The 21,152-nt window shown below is 71.9% G+C and carries 25 protein-coding genes; 6 read left to right on the plus strand and 19 right to left on the minus strand.

Annotation, left to right across the window (positions count from 1 at the left end):
* Positions 1–15 precede the first annotated feature (15 nt).
* The 3 genes from F6X53_RS18640 to F6X53_RS18650 form a co-directional block, all read right to left on the minus strand.
* Positions 16–1,788: a methanol/ethanol family PQQ-dependent dehydrogenase gene (locus tag F6X53_RS18640; protein ID WP_151001695.1), complete on the minus strand. Its 1,773-nt coding sequence runs from the start codon at positions 1,786–1,788 to the stop codon at positions 16–18.
* Between the two features lie 72 nt (positions 1,789–1,860).
* The gene (locus F6X53_RS18645) at positions 1,861–2,847 is read right to left on the minus strand and encodes a site-specific tyrosine recombinase XerD (RefSeq protein WP_280526040.1); all 987 of its coding nucleotides are present in this window, start codon (positions 2,845–2,847) and stop codon (positions 1,861–1,863) included.
* On the minus strand, positions 2,844–2,996 hold the full coding sequence (locus tag F6X53_RS18650) for a histidine kinase (protein WP_151001696.1): 153 nt from the start codon (positions 2,994–2,996) through the stop codon (positions 2,844–2,846). Before F6X53_RS18650 ends, F6X53_RS18645 begins: the two co-directional genes overlap by 4 nt.
* Positions 2,997–3,473: 477 nt before the next feature.
* Here F6X53_RS18650 and F6X53_RS18655 point away from each other — a divergent pair, with 477 nt between their 5' ends.
* The gene (locus F6X53_RS18655) at positions 3,474–4,076 is read left to right on the plus strand and encodes a shikimate kinase (protein ID WP_151001697.1); all 603 of its coding nucleotides are present in this window, start codon (positions 3,474–3,476) and stop codon (positions 4,074–4,076) included.
* A 15-nt stretch (positions 4,077–4,091) separates the two neighbouring features.
* Positions 4,092–5,210, plus strand: coding sequence for a 3-dehydroquinate synthase (gene aroB, locus F6X53_RS18660; protein WP_151001698.1), 1,119 nt, complete (start codon positions 4,092–4,094; stop codon positions 5,208–5,210).
* A 12-nt stretch (positions 5,211–5,222) separates the two neighbouring features.
* Here the strand turns inward: aroB and F6X53_RS18665 are convergent, their stop codons facing one another.
* From F6X53_RS18665 to F6X53_RS18680, 4 genes are all read right to left on the minus strand, one after another.
* Positions 5,223–6,203, minus strand: coding sequence for a phosphatase PAP2 family protein (locus F6X53_RS18665; RefSeq protein ID WP_238296081.1), 981 nt, complete (start codon positions 6,201–6,203; stop codon positions 5,223–5,225).
* Between the two features lie 85 nt (positions 6,204–6,288).
* The gene (locus tag F6X53_RS18670; protein ID WP_151001699.1) at positions 6,289–6,654 is read right to left on the minus strand and encodes a response regulator; all 366 of its coding nucleotides are present in this window, start codon (positions 6,652–6,654) and stop codon (positions 6,289–6,291) included.
* Between the two features lie 165 nt (positions 6,655–6,819).
* Positions 6,820–7,389 carry a hypoxanthine phosphoribosyltransferase gene (gene hpt / locus F6X53_RS18675; protein ID WP_151001700.1) on the minus strand — a complete coding sequence of 190 codons (570 nt, stop codon included), beginning with the start codon at positions 7,387–7,389 and terminating at the stop codon, positions 6,820–6,822.
* Positions 7,390–7,458: 69 nt separating this feature from the next.
* Entirely contained in the window at positions 7,459–8,244 is a 786-nt protein-coding gene (locus tag F6X53_RS18680; RefSeq protein WP_151001701.1) for a zinc-ribbon domain-containing protein, read from the minus strand.
* Positions 8,245–8,460: 216 nt separating this feature from the next.
* Between F6X53_RS18680 and ftsE the strand changes: the two genes are divergently transcribed.
* The 3 genes from ftsE to F6X53_RS18695 all read left to right on the plus strand — a co-directional run bounded on the left by ftsE (position 8,461) and on the right by F6X53_RS18695 (position 11,275).
* The gene (gene ftsE, locus F6X53_RS18685) at positions 8,461–9,171 is read left to right on the plus strand and encodes a cell division ATP-binding protein FtsE (RefSeq protein ID WP_151001722.1); all 711 of its coding nucleotides are present in this window, start codon (positions 8,461–8,463) and stop codon (positions 9,169–9,171) included.
* The gene (locus F6X53_RS18690) at positions 9,171–10,136 is read left to right on the plus strand and encodes a cell division protein FtsX (protein ID WP_151001723.1); all 966 of its coding nucleotides are present in this window, start codon (positions 9,171–9,173) and stop codon (positions 10,134–10,136) included. The genes ftsE and F6X53_RS18690 overlap by 1 nt, the downstream gene beginning before the upstream one ends.
* Before the next feature lie 512 nt (positions 10,137–10,648).
* Positions 10,649–11,275 (plus strand): YdcF family protein, encoded by a 627-nt coding sequence (locus F6X53_RS18695; protein ID WP_238297751.1) that lies wholly within the window; start codon positions 10,649–10,651, stop codon positions 11,273–11,275.
* A 28-nt stretch (positions 11,276–11,303) separates the two neighbouring features.
* Here the strand turns inward: F6X53_RS18695 and F6X53_RS18700 are convergent, their stop codons facing one another.
* The 9 genes from F6X53_RS18700 to F6X53_RS18740 form a co-directional block, all read right to left on the minus strand.
* The gene (locus F6X53_RS18700; RefSeq protein WP_151001702.1) at positions 11,304–11,660 is read right to left on the minus strand and encodes a hypothetical protein; all 357 of its coding nucleotides are present in this window, start codon (positions 11,658–11,660) and stop codon (positions 11,304–11,306) included.
* Entirely contained in the window at positions 11,657–12,124 is a 468-nt protein-coding gene (ptsN, locus tag F6X53_RS18705) for a PTS IIA-like nitrogen regulatory protein PtsN (RefSeq protein WP_151001703.1), read from the minus strand. The genes F6X53_RS18700 and ptsN overlap by 4 nt, the downstream gene beginning before the upstream one ends.
* A 152-nt stretch (positions 12,125–12,276) precedes the next feature.
* Positions 12,277–12,888 carry a ribosome hibernation-promoting factor, HPF/YfiA family gene (hpf, locus tag F6X53_RS18710; RefSeq protein WP_151001704.1) on the minus strand — a complete coding sequence of 204 codons (612 nt, stop codon included), beginning with the start codon at positions 12,886–12,888 and terminating at the stop codon, positions 12,277–12,279.
* Between the two features lie 180 nt (positions 12,889–13,068).
* Entirely contained in the window at positions 13,069–14,613 is a 1,545-nt protein-coding gene (gene rpoN, locus F6X53_RS18715) for an RNA polymerase factor sigma-54 (protein WP_151001705.1), read from the minus strand.
* Positions 14,614–14,894: 281 nt separating this feature from the next.
* The gene (gene lptB / locus F6X53_RS18720) at positions 14,895–15,740 is read right to left on the minus strand and encodes an LPS export ABC transporter ATP-binding protein (RefSeq protein ID WP_151001706.1); all 846 of its coding nucleotides are present in this window, start codon (positions 15,738–15,740) and stop codon (positions 14,895–14,897) included.
* A gap of 53 nt (positions 15,741–15,793) precedes the next feature.
* Positions 15,794–16,540, minus strand: a complete 747-nt coding sequence (locus F6X53_RS18725; protein WP_151001725.1) for an LptA/OstA family protein — start codon at positions 16,538–16,540, stop codon at positions 15,794–15,796.
* On the minus strand, positions 16,540–17,310 hold the full coding sequence (locus F6X53_RS18730) for a lipopolysaccharide-assembly, LptC-related protein (RefSeq protein ID WP_151001726.1): 771 nt from the start codon (positions 17,308–17,310) through the stop codon (positions 16,540–16,542). The genes F6X53_RS18725 and F6X53_RS18730 overlap by 1 nt, the downstream gene beginning before the upstream one ends.
* Positions 17,311–17,533: 223 nt before the next feature.
* Positions 17,534–18,160, minus strand: a complete 627-nt coding sequence (locus tag F6X53_RS18735) for a ribonuclease D (protein ID WP_151001707.1) — start codon at positions 18,158–18,160, stop codon at positions 17,534–17,536.
* A gap of 186 nt (positions 18,161–18,346) precedes the next feature.
* Positions 18,347–18,715 (minus strand): ComEA family DNA-binding protein, encoded by a 369-nt coding sequence (locus F6X53_RS18740; RefSeq protein WP_151001708.1) that lies wholly within the window; start codon positions 18,713–18,715, stop codon positions 18,347–18,349.
* 344 nt (positions 18,716–19,059) lie between these two features.
* Between F6X53_RS18740 and rpmF the strand changes: the two genes are divergently transcribed.
* Positions 19,060–19,248: a 50S ribosomal protein L32 gene (gene rpmF, locus F6X53_RS18745; RefSeq protein ID WP_003601373.1), complete on the plus strand. Its 189-nt coding sequence runs from the start codon at positions 19,060–19,062 to the stop codon at positions 19,246–19,248.
* Positions 19,249–19,311: 63 nt separating this feature from the next.
* Here the strand turns inward: rpmF and F6X53_RS18750 are convergent, their stop codons facing one another.
* From F6X53_RS18750 to F6X53_RS32915, 3 genes are all read right to left on the minus strand, one after another.
* Positions 19,312–19,554 carry a hypothetical protein gene (locus tag F6X53_RS18750; RefSeq protein WP_151001709.1) on the minus strand — a complete coding sequence of 81 codons (243 nt, stop codon included), beginning with the start codon at positions 19,552–19,554 and terminating at the stop codon, positions 19,312–19,314.
* Positions 19,555–20,187: 633 nt separating this feature from the next.
* Positions 20,188–20,778, minus strand: coding sequence for a polyhydroxyalkanoate synthesis repressor PhaR (phaR, locus tag F6X53_RS18755; RefSeq protein ID WP_151001710.1), 591 nt, complete (start codon positions 20,776–20,778; stop codon positions 20,188–20,190).
* 194 nt (positions 20,779–20,972) lie between these two features.
* On the minus strand, positions 20,973–21,152 hold a 180-nt coding region (locus F6X53_RS32915), incomplete at its 5' end, for a hypothetical protein (protein WP_210386393.1).

Below are 21,152 nucleotides of genomic sequence, written 5' to 3' on the forward strand. Positions count from 1 at the left end.
CGCGGCGGGCGCGTCCTAGTCCGGCAGCGCGAACACCGTGAGCTGCCCGCCGGCGGCGGTGTAGTGCGACAGGGCCGCGTAGCCGCCCACCGCACCGGAGCCGTCGGCCGGGTCGGTGAGGCCGGCCGCGAGGCCGATCCCGGCCCAGCCGCCGATGCCGGACAGCACCGCCACGTATTGCCGGCCGCGATGGCTGTAGGTGGTGACGTTGCCGACGATGCCGGAAGGCGTCTTGAAGCGGTAGAGCTCGCGGCCGTCGCGGGCATCGACCGCCTTCAGGTAGCCCTCCAGCGTCCCGTAGAAGACGATCCCGCCGGCGGTCGCGAGGGCGCCGGACCAGACCGAAAAGGGCTCGGGCTTCGACCAAGCGATCCGCCCCGTGGTCCCGTCCCAGGCCAGGAAGGCGCCCGTATGCGCCTCGCCCTCCGGCGGGTGCAGGGTCAGGGTCGCGCCCACATAGGGCTGGCCCGGCGTGAAGGTGACGTGGAAGGGCTCGTAATCCATGCACATGTGGTTCGTCGGCACGTAGAACAGCCGGGTCCGCGGCGAGTAGGCCGCCGGCTGCTGGTTCTTGGCGCCGAGCGCGCCGGGGCAGATGCCCGTGGTGGTCTCGTCCTCGCCCGACCGCTCCGGCGCGAAGCGCGGGTCGATCACGGGGCGGCCATAGTCCGGAGCGGCCGGGTCCTGCTCGATACGGGCGGCCCAGTTCACGCTCGGATCGAACTTCTCGGCCACCAGCAAGTCGCCGGTGGCGCGGTCGAGGGTGTAGCCGAAGCCGTTGCGGTCGAAATGCGTGAGGAGCTTGCGCGGGCGCCCGCCGAGATCCTGGTCGGTCAGGATCATCTCGTTGACGCCGTCGTAATCCCACTGGTCGTGGGGCGTCATCTGGTAGAGCCAGCGCGCCAGCCCGGTATCCGGGTTCCGGGCGACGATCGACATCGCCCAGCGGTTGTCGCCGGGGCGCTGGGCCGGGTTCCAGGTCGAGGGATTTCCGGTGCCGTAATAGACGAGGTCGAGCACCGGATCGTAGGAGAACCAGCCCCAGCTGCAGCCGCCGCCGATGCGCCACTGGTCGCCGTCCCAGCTCGTCAGCGAGGAATCGCGCCCGATCGGCTTGCCGAGGGCGGTCGTTCGCTCCGGGTCGACCAGCATGTCGGCATCCGGCCCCGTCGCGTAGGCGCGCCACAGGCGCCGGCCGGTGGCCTGGTCGTAGGCGGTGACGTGGCAGCGCGCCCCGTACTCGCCCCCCGCGATGCCCACGATGAGCTTGTCCTTCACGGGCAGCACGGTGGCGGTGTTGGTCTCGCCGCGGGCCGGGTCGCCGTTCTTCACCGACCAGAGCGGCGTGCCGGTCGCCGCGTCGAGGGCCACCAGGGTGGTGTCGGCCTGGTGCAGGAAGAGCTTGCCGCCCGCATAGGCGAGCCCGCGATAGACCGTGTCGCAGCACATCACCGGGATGACGTTGGCGTCCTGGCGCGGCTCGTAGCGCCAGAGGATGCGCCCGTCCCGGTCGAGGTCGAGGGCGTAGACGGTGTTCGGGAAGGGCGTGTGCACGTACATCACCGACCCGACCACCAGGGGCGCGCCCTCGTGCCCGCGCAGCACCCCGGTCGAGAAGGTCCAGGCCACCTTCAGCCGCGAGACGTTCCCGGCCTCGATCTGGTCGAGGGCCGAGAAGTGGGTATTGGCGTAGTCGATCGTCTGAAGCGCGGGCTGGTCCGGGCCGGCGGCAGGCGCCGGGCTCGCCGACAGGGCCAGGATGAGTGCCGACAACGCGGATATTTTCATCGGGAAACCATCTCGTACCGACCCGGTGCTTGGCGGATTGCGGTCCGGGCTCACGCCTGCGCGGCGCCCGCCTCAGCCCTCCTCGTCCATCAGCGGGTGCAGGTCGCGGACCATGCTCTTCAGGCGATCGTCGAGGACGTGCGTGTAGATCTGCGTTGTCGAAATGTCGGCGTGGCCCAGCAGTTCCTGCACGATGCGCAGATCGGCCCCGTTCTGCAGGAGGTGGCTCGCGAAGGCGTGGCGCAGCACGTGGGGGCTGACCCGGTCCGGCCGGATGCCGGCCGCCGCCGCCGCGAGCTTGAGGTCGCGGGCGAAGGCCTGCCGGGTGAGATGGCCGCTCTCGCTGTCGGCGGGGAACAACCAGGGGCCGTCGGAGGGGGTGGCCGCGAGGTGCTCGCGCATCGCCGCCCGCGCCATCTCGGTGAGCGGCACGAGGCGCTCGCGCCCGCCCTTGCCGCGCACCACGAGGAAGCGCTCCCGGGTCGAGCCGGCGGCGCGCGGCAGCGCGATCAGCTCCGAGACGCGCAGGCCCGTGGCGTAGAGAAGCTCGATCAGGCAGAGCATCCGGCGGGCGCGGGCACCCCGGAGGCACGCCTCGCGCTCCGATCCCGCCGGCTCCGTGCCCGCCCCGACGGCCGCCGTCACCTGCTCGCGCGCGACCGCGAGCAGCCGGTCGACCTCCTGCACCGACAGGATCTTGGGCAGGCTCCGACCCCGGCGCGGCCCGGTGAGCGGCGCGCTCGGATCGGTCTCGGCCATGCCCTCGGCGTAGAGGAACTTGTGGAAGCCCCGGATGCAGGAGAGGCGCCGCGCCGCCGAGGAACTCTTGAGCCCCCGCGTCTCCAGCCCGGCGATGTAGGCCCGCACCGGGCCGGCCTCGACCTCGGCCGGGTCGAGGCCCGCATCCGCGAGATGGCCGAGATAATCCTCGAGGTCGCGCCGGTAGGCGTCGAGGGTGTTGCGCGCGGCCCCCCGCTCGGCCGCCAGCATGTCGAGATAGGCGGCGATCTCGGGAGCGGGGGCGCTCGTCCGCGGCGCGGCCCGCCCCGCGCGCGTCACCGATTGCCCGGCTGGAGCTTCGCGGCCGGGATGGCCACGCTCATCTCGCGCGGGGTCGGCTCGACGAAGGTCGCCAGGGCGAACATGCCGGCGAAGACGAGGCCGGCCAGGATCGCGAGCGTGGCGAGGAAGCGGAACAGGGTCGGCACGTCGGGCGAACCTCGATCGGGCGAGTGTGGCGGGCGGGCCCGGATCGGGCGGCCACGGGATTGGGCAACGTGTTGCGCTGCGGGGATCAGGCGGTTCCACCATGCGGGGCCCCCGATGGCAAGATCCGGGAAGACACAGGCGCCGGGCTCCTGCGCCGCAGCGAGCCGAGGCGCCGGCAAGGCACTGGGCAAGACACCCGGCAAGGCACTGGGCAAGACACCCGGCAAGGCACTGGGCAAGGCACTTGGCAAGGCACTTGGCAAGGCACTTGGCAAGGCACTTGGCAAGACACCCGGCCCAGGCGCGTGCCGGATCCGGTTTCCGCTGTTTCGCAGGAGCGCCAAAACGCGCTAAGAGCCTGCAAATAGCACCCCGATGCCCTGCCCCGGCCCGACCAGCATGACCGGCCGGGGTGGGCGCCTCCGCGGGGCCTCGAATCTGTCGTCCGAACCGTTGTTCATGCGTAGACTGCCGTCATGACCGAGCCTGAGCCAACAGGCGAAACGATCGAAGCGCGCCTGCGCCGGGCCCTCGGGCCACGGTCGATCGTGCTCGTCGGCCTGATGGGGGCGGGCAAGAGCACCGTCGGGCGCCGCCTCGCGAGCCGGCTCGGCATGATCTTCAAGGATGCCGACAACGAGATCGAGGCGGCGGCCGGGCTGACGATCCCCGACATCTTCGCGATCTACGGGGAGCCGAGCTTCCGCGAGGGCGAGGAGCGGGTGATCTCCCGCCTGATCCGGGAGGGGCCGATGGTGCTCGCCACCGGGGGCGGCGCCTTCATGCGCGACTCCACCCGCGCCCGCATCAGCGAGGGCGGCCTCTCGGTCTGGCTCAAGGCCGACCTCGACGTGCTGATGCGGCGCGTGCGCAAGCGCGGCAACCGCCCGCTCCTCCAGACCGAGAATCCCGAGGAGACGATGCGCCAGCTCATGGAGGCGCGCCACCCCGTCTACGGGGGCGCCGACGTGATGGTGCTCTCCCGCGACGTCTCGCACGACCGCGTGGTGCAGGACGTGATGGAGGCGCTGGACAGCCATCTCAACGGCCCCGCGCAGCAGGGCATCGCCGCTCAATAAACGAGGCCCGGACCCGTGACCGAGACCCTGACCGTGCACGTGCCCCTCGACGGGAGCCGCGCCTACGACATCCTGATCGGCCGCGGCCTGCTGGCGGAGGCGGGCCGGCGCGTCGCCGCCCTCAAGGCCCGGGCCGCCGTGATCGTCACCGACGAGACCGTGGCGGGGCTCTACGGCGAGACCCTGCGGGCGAGCCTGGAGGCGGCCGGCCTGCGCTCCGGGATCGTCGCGGTGGCGCCGGGCGAGGCCTCGAAATCCTACGCCACCTACGCGGCGGTCTGCGACGGTCTCCTCGCCCACAAGGTCGAGCGGGGCGACCTCGTGGTGGCGCTCGGCGGCGGCGTGGTCGGCGACCTCGCGGGCTTCGCGGCCGCGACGCTGCGGCGGGGCGTGCGCTTCGTGCAGGCGCCGACGAGCCTGCTCGCCCAGGTCGATTCCTCGGTCGGCGGCAAGACCGGCATCAACGCACCGCTCGGCAAGAACCTGATCGGCGCCTTCCACCAGCCCCGGCTCGTGCTGGCCGACACCGCCGCCCTCGACACCCTCGCGGAGCGCGAGATGCGGGCGGGCTACGCCGAGGTTGCGAAATACGGCCTCATCGGCGATGCGGGCTTCTTCGACTGGTGCGAGGCGAACTGGCGCGGCATCTTCCGGGGCGGCCCTGAGCGCGACGAGGCGGTGGCGATCTGCTGCCGGGCCAAGGCCGGCGTCGTGGTGCGCGACGAGCGCGAGGACGGCGAGCGGGCCCTGCTCAATCTCGGCCACACCTTCGGCCACGCCCTGGAGCGCCTGACGGGCTACGATTCCGCCCGCCTCGTCCACGGCGAGGGGGTGGCGGTCGGGCTGGCGCTGGCCTTCCGCTTCTCGGCCCGCCTCGGCCTCTGCCCCGGCCAGGATGCGGGCCGCGTCGCCAACCACCTCGCCCTCGCGGGCCTGCCGACGACGCTGCAGCAGGTGCCGGGCGGATGCGGCGACGCCGACGCGCTCCTCGACGCCATGGCGCAGGACAAGAAGGTGCGCGACGGCGCCCTCACCTTCATCCTCGCCCGCGGCATCGGCCGGAGCTTCATCGCCCCGGACATCGACCGGGCCGCGGTGCGGGCCTTCCTGCAGGACGAGTTGCGGGCGGGCTGAGGGCGGGCGGCCTCAGGGGGCGCCGCGCGGCGCCAACGCGGGATCCGGACCGAGGATTGCCGAACCGGCGCGGCGGAGCCTCTCTGCCGACCGGAGCCGCCAAGCGCCGAGGTGTCGGGCGGCCGTGACGGCCGTGACGGCCGTGACGGCAAGGAGGCCGACACCGATCCCCGCGAACACATCCACGAAGTAATGGCCACCGTGGGTCGGCGTCGCGGCGATCATCCCGAGATTGAGGATCAACCCCGGCCAGCGCAGCCCCTGTAGGGGCCAGAAGGCGCGCGCCAGGAGGATTCCGAGGGCCGCGTGAAAGCTCGGGAAGGCGATGATGCCCTGGCCCTCGGTGAGGGAGACGAGCCGCAGCGTCCCGGCGCGCAGGGCGAGGATGTGGGACTCGTCGATGAAGGGCACGTGCGGCGCGGCCGCCTGTTCCAGGCCGAGATGCATGAATACCGTCATGGCGGGCATCAGGGCCGAGATCAGGATCGAGGTCAGGGCCGCCAGGATGATCGCCAGGATCAGGTTCCGGCAGGCCGCGAGGTGGTGCTGGAAACAGAGCCCGACGATCGCGATGATCATCTGCGGCATCAGGCTGGCATAAGCGACGGAGCCGGCGAGGCTGAGGCGCGGCCGGGCATCCATGAAGGCGAGGCAGGCCGGCCAGTCGAGGTGGAGTGCCCGGTCCCAGCCCAGGAAGGTCGCGTCCCAGAGCGGACCGCCCGTGCGCGCGGCCGCGTAGGAGAGCGGCAACGCGACCGCCGTGAAGGCGGTGAGCTGCGCCGTGGCGCTCATCGCGGCGGCGAGGCGCGCGTCCGGGCGTACGGTCCGGTAGAAGGCGGCGCCGCCCACGAGGGCGAGGCAGGCGAGACCCGGCAGCAGGGCGCTCGCCCAATCGAAGGACAGCCCGACCAGAGTCATCCAAACCGCCGTGACCGCGGCGAGCGCCCCGATCAGGGCCCAGATGCCGTCCGTGCCGCGCGTGCCGTCGCTCAATCGCCCGCCCTCCGGGTCCCAGCGAACCCGGCTTAGCGCGTGGGCGCGAAGATCGCGTTAATGCCCCGCCCGGGCCGGGGCGGCCTCAGGCGGCGAGCGCCCGGTTCACGGTGGTGCGCAGGTCGGCCAGCGAGAACGGCTTCGTCAGCACGTCCGTCACGATGGCGTCGAGGCCGCGGGCGCGCTCGCGCTGGTCGGCAAAGCCCGTCATCAGCAGGATCGTGAGATTGGGGAAGTCGCGCTTGGCCGCGAGCGCCAGCGCGATGCCGTCCATCAGCGGCATGCGGATGTCGGTGAGCATCAGGTCGAAGGCGCCGTCGGCCTCGTTCAGGCGGTCGAGCCCGTCGCTGCCGTCGATGGCCGTGATCACGGCATGGCCGTCGATCTCGAGGCCGCGCTTGAGGAAGCCCCGAACCGTCTCCTCATCATCGACGAGCAGGATGCGCGCCATGTCGTCCCGTTGTCCCCTTGGTTGCGCCGGCAAGCGACATGGAATCAGAGTAAGTCGAAGCTTGCCCTGTCAAGGTTCCGGCACGCAGAACGGTTCCGGTGGCGGAGCGCTGCGCGCAAATGCCGCGACTGATTTAACCGCCTGACAACCAAGGGCTTGAGTCGGTCAGGTGCCGCCGAACAGGTCCGGCTCGCTGCTGTCGTAATCGACGAGGCCCACGAAGGGGAGCTGCCGGTAGGCGTGGGCGACGTCCATGCCGTAGCCCACCACGAACACGTCCGGGCAGGTGAAGCCGACGAAGTCGGCGTCGATCGTCACGGCGCGCTTGCCGGGCTTCTCCAGGAGCACCGCCGTCATCACCCGCCTGGCGCCGCGCGCCATCAGCAGGTCCTTGGCGAACACGATGGTGCGGCCCGATTCGAGGATGTCGTCGACGAGCAGCACGTCGCGCCCGCGGACCTCGCTCTCGACGTCGCGCAGGATCTCGACCTGGCCCGACGAGACGGTGCCGGTGCGGTAGCTCGACAGGTGCACGAACTCCACCTGCGGCGCGAGGCCCGAGCGGTGCAGGGCCCGCAACAGGTCGGCCGCGAACATGAAGCTGCCCTTGAGCACCGCCACGACGAGGAGGTTCTCAGGTTTCGTGGCGACGATCGCCTCGGCGAGCTCCTCGTTGCGCCGGGCGATGGCGGTTTCGTCGAACAGGACGCGGACGCGTCGGGAGGCGCTGGTCATGGCTCACTCTTAGAGCATGTTGCGGGGCTCTGCCCACGCCCCCGCGCGCGAAAATTGCGGCGATGCGGGTCAGTGCGGCGCGCCCGGAGCCCGCTCGGCCGCGGCGGGCGCTTCGGGTGCGGGGACGGCCGGGGCGAAGCGCAGCTCGATCGCGCGGCCCTGGGCCGGCGGATCGGCGAAGCTCGCCCGGAAGCGGGCACTCTCGCCCTCGGCCAGGGCGGGGCGCGGGGCCGGCACCGTGAGGGTGCGCAGGGCGTGGTCGAGGGCGTCGCGCACCTCGACCTCGATCGGCGACAGGGCGGCGCCGCCCTTGGCGAGGCCGACCACGTCCCCCTCGATCACGAGCTGGGCCGGCCGGCCGGCCTCGGCGGGGCTGCTGAAGGCGACGACGTCCCGCAATTCCAGCCCCCGCAGGTTCACCGGCAGGCCGATGCGGGCATAGAGCCCCGCGGTCTGGGGCATCGCCCGCACCACGGTGCTGCGGGCCAGGAGCGCGAGGGGCAGGGCCGCCATCAGCACGAGCGCGGCGGCGGCCGCAGGCGAGATCCCGGCCAGACCCCGGCGGGCCTTGGCCGAACCCGTCCGGGCCTTGCTCCGGGCCCCGGCGCGCGGGCGCGGCGGCACGTTGTCGACGACGGCATCGGAAGCATCCGCACCGCGCGGACCGGCCTCCGCGAGGGCGTCCGCCCCGAAGCGCTCGATGTCGAGTTCCTCGGCCCGGCCCGCGAGGACGTCGGCGGGGGTGATGAACCAGGTCTCGCGGCAGGCGGCGCAGCGCACGGAGCGCCCGTCCATCCCGACGCGGTCCGCCTCGATCCGGTATTGGCTGGCGCAGGCGGGGCAGACGATCAGCACGGCGAAACGCTCCCCTTCCGCGATCGGCGGTTGCCGCTCACTGAAAAAACACTCAAACGGTTGTCGCGGGTTAGGGTTAACCCCCGGTGAAGCCGCGCCGCACCACGCGGCAGCGCGGCGCCGCGCTGCCGCGCCGGGCTTGAAAACGCGGTGCCGGGGGCTCATCCCGGAGCGGCGGCGGGGCTGTGGCCCGGCATCACGGGACTCGAGGGCACCTTGGGCGAACGGGCGAAGACAGGCAGCCTTCTCTCCGGCGCTGAGGAGCCGGTGGTGCAGTTCGAGAATGTCGGGATGCGCTACGGCCTCGGGCCGGAGGTGCTCTCCGACGTCAGCTTCCGGATCCAGCCGCGCTCGTTCCAGTTCCTGACCGGGCCCTCGGGCGCCGGCAAGACCACGCTCCTGCGCCTGATCCTGCTCTCGGTCCGGCCGACCCGGGGCCTCGTCTCGGTCTTCGGCGAGGAGGTGAGCGGCATCTCCAGCGAGGCGCTGACGGGCCTGCGCCGCCGCATGGGCGTGGTGTTCCAGGATTTCCGCCTGCTCGACCACCTCACCACCTACGAGAACGTGGCGCTGCCCCTGCGGGTGCAGGGCCGGGCCGAGACGAGCTACCGGGCCGAGGTCGTGGAGCTGCTGCGCTGGGTCGGCCTCGGCGAGCGCATGCACGTGCTGCCCCCCCTCCTCTCGGGCGGGGAGAAGCAGCGTGCCGCCATCGCCCGCGCGCTCATCGCCCGGCCCGAATTGCTCCTCGCCGACGAGCCCACCGGCAACGTCGATCCGGGCCTCGGGCGGCGCCTCCTGCGGCTCTTCGTGGAGCTGAACAAGCTCGGCACCTCCGTGATCATCGCGACCCACGATTACGGGCTCATGGACCTCGTCGACGCGCGCCGCATGGTCCTGGGGCAGGGCCGCCTGCAGATCGAGGGATGATGGCCGAGACAGCGACCACCCAGGCCCCGCGCGCCGCCTCCGCCGCCCCGGAGCCGGCCCTGCCCCCGACCCTGCGGCGCAACGCGCCGCTGGTGCCGACGGATTCGGCCGCGAGCCGGTCGCTCGCGGCCGTCATCGCCATCCTGACCTTCCTGGCGGCCCTCTGCGCCGGGGCGGCCGAGATCGTGGCCTCGAGCGCCAGCCAGTGGCAGGGCGCCGTCACCCAGGAGGCGACGATCCAGGTCCGCCCGGGCCCGGGCCGCGACCTCGACGCCGACATCGCCCGGGCCGAGGCCATCGCCAAGGCCGAGCCCGGCATCGCGGCGACGCGGGTCTTCTCCAAGGCCGAGGCCGAGCGCCTGCTCGAACCCTGGCTCGGCGCGGGCCTCGACCTCTCGGATTTGCCGGTGCCGCGCCTCATCACCCTGAAGCTCGCCGACAGCCCCGTGCCCGACCTCAAGCACCTGCGGGGCACGCTCGCCGCCGCCATGCCGGGCGTCGCGAGCCTCGACGACCACGCCCTCTGGCTGCAGCGCCTCTCCACCATGGCCAATACCTTCGTGGGGGTCGGGATCGGCATCGTGGCCCTCGTGCTGGTCGCCACCGGTCTCGCGGTGGCCTTCGCGACGCGAGGCGCGATGGCGGGGAACAAGGAGGTGGTGGAGGTGCTGCACTTCGTCGGCGCCGACGACGACTTCATCGCCCGCGCCTTCCAGCGCCGCTTCTTCGGCCTCGGCCTGCGCGGCGGCGTGATCGGGGCGGGCCTCGCCCTCGCGGCTTTCGGGCTCGCGGGGCTCGTCGCCCGCGCCTGGCGCTCCGGCCCCGCCGGCGAGGAGATCGAGGCGCTGTTCGGCGCCTTTCACATCGGCTGGCGCGGCTATGCCAGCGTGCTCCTCATCGGCGTCATCGCCTCCGTGGTCACCGGCATCGTCTCGCGCCTGACCGTGCGGCGCTTCCTGGCCTGAGTTCGATTGCGGGTCGCGAGCCCCTGCGTCCCACGGTTGCCCTGGCAGCCGCGAGGCCGTGCCGGGGCGTGCGCGTTTCCGGAATTCGCCTGTCGGACCGGGCCTTTGGCGGCGATCGGTACGCTTCGTTAACCCTTTGTGAACTTTTCCGGGACGGAATGCTTGCCTCTGGGGCGGACCCTGTCGGGACCGCCTCTTGGGTGCCGCAATCGGTGCTATCCTCTCGGAGAATGACGTCGCGGATGCCACGCGTACCCGATCTGAGCCCGGCCGAGGCCTTCGGCTGGGCCTGGCAAGACGCCCGGACGCGCGCGCCCCGGCAGAGCCGGACCCCGGCCGAGCCCGCGCAGGCCGCATCCACAGCGGCGCAGGAGCGGGTGACCCAGGAGCGGGTAGTCCAGGAGCGGGTGACCCAGGAGCGGGTGGAGCAGGCGACCGTCGGGACCTCGGTCCCGCCCCGCCGCCTCGGCACGGCCGCGACCGCCTGCCTCGGCTTCGCGGGCCTCGGCGGCATCGCCCTCGGGGCGGGCTTCCTCGCCTTCGTGGCCTGTCTCGACCGGACCGAGCGATCGCCAGCCGCCCGCGCTGACGGGATCGTGGCCCTCACGGGCGGCGCGCAGCGCATCGGCGACGCCATCGACCTCCTGGCCGGCGGCTACGGACGACGTCTCCTGATCACCGGAGTCAACGAGCGCACCTCCCGCGACGAGATCGCCCGGCTGAATCCGAACCAGCGCCACTGGATCGATTGCTGCGTCGACCTCGATTACCGGGCGCGCAACACCATCGGGAACGCCATCGAGACCCGGCGCTGGATGCGGGACCACCGCTTCAGCACCGTCGCGGTGGTGACCTCGAACTATCACATGCCCCGCACCCTGATCGAGCTCGACCACGCCCTGATGGGCGGCGACCGGATCGTGCCGCATCCAGTCATCGCCGAGGGCTTCGATGCCGGCCGCTGGTGGCAGCATCCGGGCGCGGCGCGGCTGCTCGCCGCCGAGTACGTGAAGTTCCTGGCGGCCTGGCTCCGGACCCGCTTCGAGACCGACCCGGAGCGCTCCCGCGCCGCGATCCTGATCGGCCGCGGCAAGCCCGTGAAGATGGTGGCCGAGCCGCTGATGCGCCGGATGGATTGAGGCTCGGGGGCGCCCCGCCGGCCCGCCCTCAGAGCCCGCGGCAGCGGGTCTTCAGCATCCCGGCGAACTCCTTCTCGGAGCCCTGCACCTGCGACAGCCGCTCGATGCGCTCGGTGCCGGAGAGGCAGCGGCCATAGACGCTCGCGACGCGCCGCATGGTGTCGACGTGGCGGCGCCAGACCCGGCAATTGCGGGCGTCGTCGCCGTCGGCCTGTTCGAGCTGGTCGATCGCCTGGCGCTGCATCGACTGGGCCACCAGGAGGTCGCGGGCGCAGGCGACGTCGCCGCCGGGCTGGGCCCGGGCGGCGGAACCCGGCAGCAGGGCCAGGCACAGCCCGATGCCTAAGGCCGCCGGCGCGGCCGGTCTCGCGCGGCGCCGGCTCATGCGGCCTGGGAGGCCGAGGTGCGGGTCAGGAGCGCGTAGAGGGCGCTGGCGTCGCGGGCGGCGCGGATGCGCTCCAGGATGCCGGGCTCGCGCAGGATGCGCGCCACCTGGGCGAGCGCCTTGAGGTGGTCGGCCCCGGCGCCCTCGGGGGCGAGGAGCAGGAAGGCGATGTCGACGGGCTGGCCGTCCAGGGCCTCGAAATCGACCGGGCGCTCCAGCCGGGCGACCAGGCCGAACAGCCGGTCGAGGCCCGGCAGCTTGCCGTGCGGGATGGCGACGCCGTCGCCGATTCCAGTGGAGCCGAGGCGCTCGCGCTGGAGCAGGGTCTCGAAGACCTCGCGCTCGTCGAGGGCCGGAAGCTGGCGCACCGCCTGGGCGCTCAGCTCCTGAAGGACCTGCTTCTTGGCGCGGGCGCGCAACGAGGGCACCACGGAATTCGGATCGAGGAATTCCAGCACTGACATGGAGGACCGCTGCCCCGTCGGCAGGGTCCGGCTCGGAACCCCGCGCAGTGAGAATGGCGCCGCAGGCCTTGGGCCCGCATGACCCCAATGGTCAATGGCCGAGGTCTGAGGGAGTTCCGGGACCGGGCCCAGGCCCCCTCGATGCGTCGCGTTCAGGACGCAGCGTCGGGTGGGTCGACCCAGCCGATCGCCCCGTCGCTGCGCCGGTATACGACGTTGATGCGGCCGGTGCCAGCGTGAACGAACACGATGACCGGCGCCCCCGTCAGGTCGAGGGCGGTCACCGCCTCGCTGACCGAGTGCCGCTTCAGGGTCCGGGTGCTCTCGGCCACCACGGGCGGGTGGGACGCCTCCTCCTCGACGGGCTCGGCGAGGTCCTCTTCGGGGTCGTCGTGCACCGGGGCCGCGAACACCGCGTAGGCGGCCTCGACGGTGGCGCCGTTATGCTCGGCGGCGCCGTGATCCTTGAGCTTGTGCTTGTAGCGGCGCAGGCGCTTCTCGAGCCGGTCCGCGGTCTGCTCGAAGCTCGACCGGGCATCGTGGGCCGCCGAGGACGCCTCGATGGTCAGGCCGGAGACGAGGTGCAGGATGCAGTCCGTGCGGTAGGCGGTGCCGTCCCGGCGCAGGGTCACGTGCCCCGAACACGTCCCGTTCATGTGGCTGTCGAGGTATTTCGAGAGGGTGGCGGCCATCCGCTCTTCGACCCGTCCCCGCAGGGATTCGCCGAGGTCCAGGCCATGGCCTGTGACGCGCAATGCCCCCATGATTCCTCCGCTTTGTCTTGATCGCACCCGTCAGAGTAAGGAGCGGCGCCCGCAGAAGTCAACGCGGCTCGCGGGGCGACGCGCGCCCCCGGGCGGACGGCCCGGGAGCGCTGCGGGGGCCGTGAGGGCATGGCCGACGACGACGCGCGCTTCGGCCGCGCTCGCGGCCCCACGCCCCCTTCAGCGGCCCGCATGGGCGTAATGGTCCCGGCGCCGCTCGATCGAGGAGGGGATGCGCAGGGATTCGCGATACTTCGCCACCGTGCGACGGGCGATGTCGATGCCCTCGTCGCGCAGGCGCTGCACCAGGGCGTCGTCCGACAGGACGTCGCTCGGCCGCTCGCCGTCGACGAGCTGCTTGATGCGGTGGCGCACGGCCTCCGAGGAATGCGAGGCGGCCCCCGCCGCGCCCGGGATCGCGGCCGTGAAGAAGTACTTCATCTCGAGCGTGCCGCGGCTGGTGCCGATCGACTTGTTCGAGGTCACCCGCGAGACGGTGGATTCGTGCATCCCGATGGCTTCCGCCACGGTCTTCAGGTTGAGGGGGCGCAGATGCGCGACCCCGTGCACGAAGAACCCGTCCTGCTGGCGCACGATCTCGGTGGCGACCTTCAGGATGGTGCGCGCCCGCTGCTCCAGGCTGCGGGTGAGCCAGTTGGCGGTCTGCAGGCACTCGGACAGGAAGGCCTTGTCCCCATCCGCCGCGGCACCCCGGGCGACGCGGGCGTAATAGCTCTGGTTGACGAGGACGCGGGGCAGGGCCTCGGCATTCAGCTCGACGAGCCAGGCGCCGTCGGGGCCCATGCGCACGAACACGTCGGGAATCAGCACCTCGACGGCGCTCGCCCCGAAGGCGCGGCCGGGCTTCGGGTCGAGGCGGCGCAGCTCGGAGAGCATCTCGACGAGGTCCTCGTCGTCGACGCCGCAGAGGCGGCGCAGGCTCGCGAAATCGCGCTTGGCCACGAGATCGAGGCGGGAGACCAGCGCCTGCATGGCGGGGTCGAAGCGGTCGAGCTCGCGCAGCTGCAGGCTCAGGCACTCGGCGAGGTCGCGGGCGGCCACGCCCGGCGGGTCGAAGGTCTGGACGAGCTTGAGCACCCGGGCGACGTCGTCGAGGCTGGTGCCGAGGCGCTCGGCCAGGTCGTCGATCGGCTCGCGCATGTAGCCGGCCTCGTCCACCGCATCGATCAGGAAGCCCCCGATGAGGCGGTCCCGGGGGTTGCGGGTGGCAAGGTCGAGCTGCGCCGCGAGATGCTCGCGCAGCGAGATCTCGGCGGTCAGCGTCGCGTCGAAATCGGGCGCGTCGGCATCGAAGCTGCCGCCGGTATTGCCGTAGGGCGCGGGCGTCAGCGAGAGCATGTCGCCGGAGACCGCCTCGCGGGTGGGGCCCGGTGTGTCGTCCGGGAAGACGTTGTCGAGGCGGGTGTCGAAATCTCCCTCGATCTGACCCTGGCTCATCTCGGTGGGGAGCCAGGCCTCGGCCTCGCCGCCCTCGCTCTCGCCGGTAAAGTCGCCCTCCCCGGCCTCCGGGGCGGCCTCGGCCGCGTCGCGGACCTCGCCCTCGCCCTCGACGCGCTCGAGCAGCGGGTTGCGCTCGAGCTCCGCATCCACGTAGGCCGCGAGATCGAGCTGGGAGAGCTGGAGGAGCTTGATCGCCTGCAGGAGCTGAGGCGTCATCACCAGGGCCTGGCCCTGGCGCATCTCGAGCCGTTGCAGCAAACTCATGGCAGTGCCCCGATTCTCCGAGAGTTGATGGCCGTACCGGCCGGAACCCGGCGGCGGCACATTTCTTGCTTCCTCTCTTCAATCTAGCTCTAGACGCATTGCGGACGCGCGTCAAAGCGCGATCGTGCCGCGCCCCGCATGCCGCCCGCGCGTGGCGCGAACAGCACAGGGCCGGATCCCGCGATCCTGCCGGTTCGGCGCTAAGGTTTGCTGAAGGCCCGGCCCTACGCGGCGCGGGCGTTTGAGGCGAAACCGCGCGAGGGCGCCGGGCGCCGGCCGCCCTAGAGGCGGAAATCCTCGCCGAGATAGAGCCGGCGCGCGTCCGGGTTCGCCACGATCTGCGCGGGCGTGCCCTCGGTGAGGATGCGGCCCGAATGGGCGATGTAGGCGCGGTCGATCAGCCCCAGCGTCTCGCGGACATTGTGGTCGGTGATCAGCACCCCGATGCCGCGGCCCTTGAGGTGCTTGACGAGATCCTGGATGTCCCCGACCGCGATCGGGTCGATGCCCGCGAAGGGCTCGTCGAGGAGCATGAAGCTCGGCGACGAGGCGAGCGCCCGCGCGATCTCGCAGCGCCGCCGCTCGCCGCCCGAGAGCGCGATGGAGGGCGCCTTGCGCAGGCGGGTGATGTTGAATTCCTCGAGGAGCGCGTCGAGCTTGCGCTCGCGCTCCCGGCGGTCGGGCTCGACCACCTCCAGCACGGCCCGGATGTTGTCCTCGACGCTGAGGCCGCGGAAGATCGAGGCCTCCTGCGGCAGGTAGCCGATGCCGAGCCGGGCACGCTGGTACATGGGCAGGTGCGTGATCGGCAGGCCGTCGAGGGTGATGTGCCCCTGGTCGGCCGCGACGAGGCCGGTGATCATGTAGAAGATCGTGGTCTTGCCCGCGCCGTTCGGCCCGAGAAGCCCCACCGCCTCGCCGTTATGCACGGTGAGCCCGGCCTCGTGCACCACCGTGCGGGCGCCGTAGCTCTTGCGCAGGCCGCGTACCGAGAGAATCCCGGGTCCGCCCTCGGCCGCGAAGCCCTCGGGCGCCGCGGTCTCGCGCGCGCGCCCGGACCGGCCGAGGAGCCGGCCGAAGAACGAGGGACCGCGCGAGGGGCCCCGTGCGGCGCCGGCCGCCGGCATGCGGTCGGATTGGCGCGGCGCCGGGGCCGCGCGGAGAGGCAGGGCGCCGGTGCTCAATTGGCCTGGGCCCGCGGCTTCCCGGCGGGGATCTCGGCGGCGGGCTTGTCCTCGGCGGGCTTTGCCGCCTTGGCGATGCCGGGCGTCGCGCAGCCCTTGGCGCCGCCCTTGGCATCCGCCTTCTCGCCCGGCACGAACAGGGCCGAGACGCGCCCCCCCGCGACCGGATCCATGTTCGCCCGCCCGGTCGCCATGTCGTAGACGAGGCGCGAGCCGCGGGTGACGTTCTGGCACTGGCTCAGCACGACGTTGCCGGTGAGCACGATGCGCTTGGCGGCCTGGTCGAAGACGGCGTTGTCGCCGGTGGCGACCTGGTCCTTCTGCACCACCGTGACGGGGCCGGCGCACTCGACCTTCTGGATGCCGTTCTCACCCATGGCGGATTTCTCGGCGGCTTCGTCGGAAGCGGGCGCGTCGCCCTTCTTGGCGTCCTTGCCCCGCTTGTAATGCACCGTCATGGTCGAGCACCGGATGGTGCTGTCGCCCTGGACGGCCACGACGTTGCCGGCAAAGACCGCCTTGTTCTCGCGGTCGAACACGTCGAGGCGGTCCGCGTCGATCTTGATCGGCTCCTTGCCGCCGCCGCCGAACGCCCCGAGGGGCGCGGCGTCCTTCTTGGCCGCCGGCGCGGGCGGCGCGCCGCTGGTCTTCTGGGCCAGGGCCGGGCCCGGCCCGGACAGGGCGAGGGCGATCCACGCGAGGGCGAGGCCGGACGCCGCGCGGCGGCTCGGGCGGGATCGCATCATGGGTGCCCATCCGCGGGTTCGGCCGCCGAGGTCACGATGCGGGCGGACGGGTCGGCGCCCCCGGCACCCTCGGTCTTGCCGTCCGCTCCAGCCTTGCCGGGCTTCTCGGCAGCATGGAACACGGTGCGGACATTGCCGATGAAGGAGATGACCTTGCCGCTGTCGACGACGTCGAGGCTGTCGGCCTCGACCGAGCCGCTCGGCACCGTCACGGTCACGGCCTCGCGGGATTTCACGGTGCCGGCCTTGAAGTCGATCGCGGCCGACTTGAGGCGCGCTTCCTCGCCCTTGTCGGTCCAGAGGCGGATGTCGCGTTCGAGGCTGAGTGATTCGCGGCTGGTGTCGAACAGGCCCGTCGCCGCCTCGATCCGGGCGATGCCGCCCTTGTCGTCGGTGGCGAGGTGGCCGCGCATGGCCTCGAGCTCGATCAGGCTCGGCTTGCGCACGTCCTGGAGGGCGGCGTCGGCCGTCACCTCGTAGCCCCGTTCGTTCTTGCGGAAGCCCGAGAGACGCGGATTCTCCATCCGGACCTTGGTGCCCGACAGGCTGACGGGGCCGATGGCGACGCTCGGCGCCAGGGTGCCGAAGGGGTTGAACAGGGTCGCGGCGCCGAGGAGCAGCACGGCGGCCCCCGCCGCCACCGGGATCAGCCGGCGCAGGGTCTTCACCTGCGCGCTGTGGGAGCGCGCCCGGGCATGCGCCCGCGTCCGGCGCGGATTCGCGCCGCCTGCGGGCCCCCTCGTCTCGACGGCGTCGACCACCTGCATGACATTCCTGAGAGGCACCGGCGCGATCCTCGCCGCGCCGCCGGTTCGCGGTCCCCGACCGCCGGCGGCTGCCGGATGCGCTCGCCCGGTGGCGAAGTTATGGCCTGAGCGTTTCGGAATGTTCAACTGCAACGCGACGTTGACGATTGCCGAGAGCGCGTTTCCCCGCGAACGATGTGCGGCGCCACACGGGACCGGCCGGCCCTCCGCCGGCGCGACGGCGTCAGGTATGCGCGAAGATGTCGGTCTCGGCCCAGCCGGCGAGGTCGAGGCGGGCGCGGGTGGGCAGGAAATCGAAGCAGCTTTGCGCCAGGGCGGTGCGGCCCTCGCGCGCCAGCATCGCGTCGAGGCGCGTCCGCGCCGCGTGCAGGTGCAGCACGTCGGAAGCCGCGTAATCGACCTGGGCCTGGCTTAAGGTGGGGGCGCCCCAATCCGAGGATTGCTGCTGCTTCGAGAGGTCGATGCCGACGAGCTCGCGCACCACGTCCTTGAGGCCGTGGCGGTCGGTATAGGTGCGGGCCAGCTTCGAGGCGACCTTGGTGCAGTAGACCGGCGCCGGCATCACCCCGAGATTCTGCAGCAGCACCGCGAGGTCGAACCGGGCGAAGTGGAAGATCTTCAGCACGCCCGCATCGGCCAGCACCCGCTTCAGGATCTCGGGCGCCGGGTCGTCCGGCCGGATCTGCACCACGTCGGCGCTGCCATCGCCGCGCGAGATCTGCACCACGCAGAGCCGGTCCCGGTGGGGGTTCAGCCCCAGCGTCTCGGTGTCGATGGCGATGGCGGGGCCGGCCTCGTAATCGGCGGGCAGGTCGCCGCGGTGGAGGCGGATGGTGGGCTGAGCGGGCATCGGGTCGATTCGGTCAGGTCTCTGAGGCGCAAGCGGATTTTTCGCGCCTACCATTCGGACCGGTCCGCAGCAAGCGCGCGACCCCCGGGGCGGCGGATCGCCCTTGGCCGCGGGCCGGCCGCGCGCCCGGTCGCCCCACCCCGCGCCTCGGGCGGAGGTCGCGGGGCGGGACGCGGGCTCAAAACCTTACTTCTGCTTGGCGATGACCTTGTCCTTGATCCCGTCATAGACGTTCTGCGGGATGATCTTCTTGGAGACGAGCTCGTCCTTGCCCCGATAGGGGCGGCCCTTGATGATCGCGCCGGAGCGGGCGGCGCCGATGCCCGGGAGCGCGTCGAGCTCTTCCGCGGTGGCGCTGTTGAGGTCGATCAGGGCGCCCTTGGCGGCGTTCGGCGGGCCCGCGACGGGGGCGGTGGGCTTGGCCGGCGTCGCCGGGGCGGCGGGGGCTCCGACGCTGGGCTTCGTGGGGGTCGCGGGGCTCGGGGCCTGGGCGAGGGCGGGCGCCGCCGCGAAGCAGGTCAGGAGGGCGAGCGTACGGATGAGGGACGACGTCATGGCGGTTCTCCCGGAGCCGTTCCCGCCCATGGCGGCCTCGGCCCCCTAAGATCTAGGGCGCGCGACTTGAACCCAGGCTTAACGGTGCGACATCGGGCCGCCCGCGGATGCGCGCCGGATTACGGCCGGACCTCGCGCGTGTCCGAAACGCCCGCTCGCCGGCCGACCCGCCGGCCCGGGCTGCCGCGGGGGCACCCTGCCCCCGCGCGAAGGCTCTAGCCAGAACGGGTGCGTGCCGCTATAAGCGCGCCCTCGAATCTCCGTTTGAACACGGTGCGTGAGGCGATCCTCCGAGATGGGGGCCGCGCGAGCGCACCTTTGCCAGTTGTAGCAGGACCCTCGTCATGGCCGTTCCGAAGCGAAAGACCTCCCCCTCGCGGCGCGGCATGCGCCGGTCCGCCGACGCCCTCAAGGCCCCGACCTATGTCGAGGACAAGGATTCGGGCGAGCTGCGCCGTCCCCACCACATCGACCTGAAGACCGGCATGTATCGCGGCCGTCAGGTCCTCAAGGTGAAGTCGGCCGAGGCCTGAGGCTTCCGCTGCGCGAGCCCCGCGCGGGCTCCCCGGCGCGCCCGCGCGGCGCGCCACGACCGCTCAGGCGCGCCGCCGTGCTGCCTGCGCGTAGAGCGCCGTGGCCGTGCGCGTCCGCTCCCCCCGCGAGGGACGCAAGCCCGGATCCGAGCTGACGATCAGCTGGGCGACGAAGCCCGCCAGCGGGCGCCGGATCGCCGTCGCGGCCCCGCACCGCCCCGCCTCATCCCAAGCCAGAACCGTGAGCGCCCGCGAGGCCTCCGGTGCCGTGCCGGATCGCGACGCCGCGGCGTCAGCCTGATCCATTCCCGGAAGATCTGTCCCAGCCCGCGCCATCGCCCTCGCCCTCCGCGTTCCGTCCCGCGGATGCTGCAAAGGTGGGGCCGCCGTTAACCGTTCGTCAACCTTTCGCTGGGCCGGCCCCGTGACGCGGCGCGATCTTATGCGCGGACGGGGGTGCGAGGGGCGACTTGTCCGGAGAGGTCGCACCCCTCATCCGGTCGGCTCGCGCCGACTCGACCTCTCCCGGACGGGAGAGGTGATGCGCATCGTCCCAGGGCTCCACTTCGCGGCCCGGAGAGAGAATGCCGCGGGCAGCGCGACGGGCCCCCTCTCCCGTTCGGGAGAGGGTTGGGGTGAGGGGTGCGCGCTGTCCGGAAAGGTCGCACCCCTCACCCGGTCGGCTCGCGCCGACTCGACCTCTCCCGGACGGGAGAGGTGAGGCGCTCCCCCGTCGCTCAGGGACGCCGGAGTCGAGCCCGGGATGCGCAGGTGATGTCGGAACGGGCGCAAGTAGCGCGACATGCCCCCTCTCCCGTGCGGGAGAGTTTGCCCGCGAAGCGGGCCGGGGTGAGGGATGCGACCTGTCCGGAGAAGTCGCCCCTCACCGGCCCGCTCTCGCGGACTCGACCACGCCCGAGCGGGAACAATGCCCTCGGCCTATTTCTTGGCGAGCGCCTCCAAGCGCTGCTGCATCTCGGCCATCTGGCGCTTGAGGTCGTCGAGGTCGGTGCCGGCGGCGGGTGGCGGGGCCGGGATGCTGGGGGCGCTCGGGATCTGGCCCGGCGGCCCGAAATTCGTGAACATCTTCATGGCATCGCCGAAGAAGCTCATATTCGCCCGCACCTGCTCCTCCAGCGCGTGCTGGAAGGCCGTGGGGCCGAAGCTCTGGGAAAGTTTCTCGCGAAGCCCGTCCTGGTCGCGGGCGAAATTCGCCATCGAGAATTCGAGGAAACTCGGCACCATCGTGCGCATGCTGTCGCCGTAGAAGCGGATCAGCTGGCGCAGGAAGGCCACCGGCAGCAGGTTGTCGTCGCCGGCCTTGTTCTCCTGCTCGAAGATGATCTGCGTCAGGACCGAGCGGGTGATGTCGTCGCCCGAGCGGGCATCGTAGACGACGAAATCCTCGCCGTTCTGCACCATGGTCGCGAGGTCTTCCAAGGTCACATAGGTCGAGGTGCCGGTGTGATAGAGGCGCCGGTTGGCGTATTTCTTGATGACGGTCTGATGTGCTTTGCCGTTTTCCGCCATCTGTGCGGCCTCTCCCAACCCGAAGGTAGCGGCGCGGACCTTCCGGTTTGCTCCGGGTGCAACCCGGAACCGCCCCTCGCGCCTGCGAAGGACCTTAAGACTTTCCCCCGCCGACGAAAACAGCAATCTGCCCCTCGTCCACGCAGAATAATGCCGGATGCAGATTGTATCGTGTATTCAATCCTACCGGTACGTCACGCACGCTTTGAGACCGTGCTTGACTTCACCAAGCTCAAGGCTTTCATCCCCTGAACGGCATAGAGCGCGCGTGAGCCCAAGCAGCGCCGGCCGCGAGAGGAGAACGTCAGATGGCAGGCAGCGAAGAGATCGTGATCGTCGGTGCGGCGCGCACCCCGGTCGGCTCCTTCGGCGGC

Origin of the sequence: Methylobacterium soli, from assembly GCF_008806385.1 — a bacterium.
GTDB lineage: Bacteria > Pseudomonadota > Alphaproteobacteria > Rhizobiales > Beijerinckiaceae > Methylobacterium > Methylobacterium soli.